The organism is Streptomyces sp. NPDC005195, from assembly GCF_040608315.1.
Classification (GTDB): domain Bacteria; phylum Actinomycetota; class Actinomycetes; order Streptomycetales; family Streptomycetaceae; genus Streptomyces; species Streptomyces kaempferi.
The window spans coordinates 1-1342 of sequence record NZ_JBEXHZ010000348.1 but is presented as its reverse complement, the minus strand read 5'-3'; the positions used below and the strand labels follow the sequence as shown (position 1 = coordinate 1342).

Annotated in this window: 2 protein-coding genes; one reads left to right on the top strand and one right to left on the bottom strand. The window is 73.1% G+C overall.

Annotated features, from left to right (window positions below; translation table 11 throughout):
- A partial coding sequence (locus tag ABZV34_RS39570) for a LysE family transporter (RefSeq protein ID WP_356288173.1) occupies nt 1–454 on the bottom strand: 454 nt, incomplete at its 3' end.
- A gap of 80 nt (nt 455–534) precedes the next feature.
- On the opposite strand from ABZV34_RS39570, the gene ABZV34_RS39565 reads away from it, so the two are divergent.
- Nucleotides 535–1342, top strand: an 808-nt coding sequence (locus tag ABZV34_RS39565) for a LysR family transcriptional regulator ArgP (RefSeq protein WP_356288170.1), incomplete at its 3' end; no start/stop codon positions are given.

Sequence of the window (1342 nt, the reverse complement as noted above, 5' to 3'; positions counted from 1 at the left end):
CGAGCCCGAAGGTCCAGCGGAGCGGGCCGCGGTCGGCCGCGAGGGTGCCGAGCAGGAAGACGGTGTCGAGATAGACGTGCGGGTTGAGCCAGGTCAGCGCCAGGCAGGTGAGCACGGTCCGCCGCCGCGAGCCCGTGGAACCGCCCGCCGCCTCCAGCGCCGAGGGGCGGAGCACCCGCCGGGCGGCGAGGACGCCGTACACCAGGAGAAATCCACCGCCGACCAGTCCGACGACAGTGAGCGCCTCCGGCCGGGCCACCACCAGCGCGCCGACGCCGCCCACCCCCAGCGCGATGAGCGCCGCGTCGGAGACCGCGCAGATACCCACCACCGCGAACACCGCGTCGCGGCGGATGCCCTGGCGCAGCACGAAGGCGTTCTGCGCGCCGATGGCGACGATGAGCGAGAGGCCGGTGCCGAACCCGGCGGCCGCGGCGGTGAGGGCGTTGGTCATGGCGACGACGTTAGGAAGGCGACTGTCAAGAGTACAGCTAAAGATTCTTACGTATCATTAGCGCTCGTGATGTGCTCGTGATGGCTGAACTCCCTCTCGACCAGGTGCGCACCCTGCTCGCGGTGGTCGACGAGGGCACCTTCGACGCGGCGGCCACCGCCCTGCATGTGACGCCCTCGGCGGTCAGCCAACGCGTCAAGGCGCTCGAACAGCGCACCGGACGGGTCCTTCTGACGCGGACGAAACCGGTGCGCCCGACCGAGTCCGGCGAGATCGTCGTACGGTTCGCGCGCCGGCTTGCCCGGCTGGAGGGCGATGCCCGCGCCGAGCTCGGCATGAGTGACTCCGGGGAGCCGACACGGCTGTCGATCGCGGTGAACGCCGACTCGCTCGCCACCTGGTTCCTGCCCGCGCTCACCCGGGTCCCGCGCGAACTGCGGCTCTGCTTCGAACTGCGCCGCGAGGACGAGGACCACACGGCCACCCTGCTGCGGGAGGGGGCGGTGATGGCGGCGGTGACCTCGTCCCCCGCCCCGGTGGCGGGCTGCTCCGTCCGGCCCCTGGGCCGGATGCGCTACTTGGCGGCGGCGAGTCCCGCCTTCGCCGGGCGATGGCTCGGCGCCGGGCCGGACACGGCACTGCACGACCTGCTCGCCGACGCTCCCGTGGTGGTCTTCGACCGGAACGACGACTTCCAGGACGGCTTCGCCGCGCGACTGCTCGGTGGCAGCGGCGCGAGCCCGCTGCGGCACTCCGTGCCCACGTCGGAGGGGTTCGTCGACGCTGTCGTCGCCGGGCTCGGCTGGGGCATGGTGCCGGAGGCGCAGGCAGCGCCGCTGCTGGGCGCCGGACGGCTGGTCGGCCTCGCCCCGGACCTGCCGGTCGACG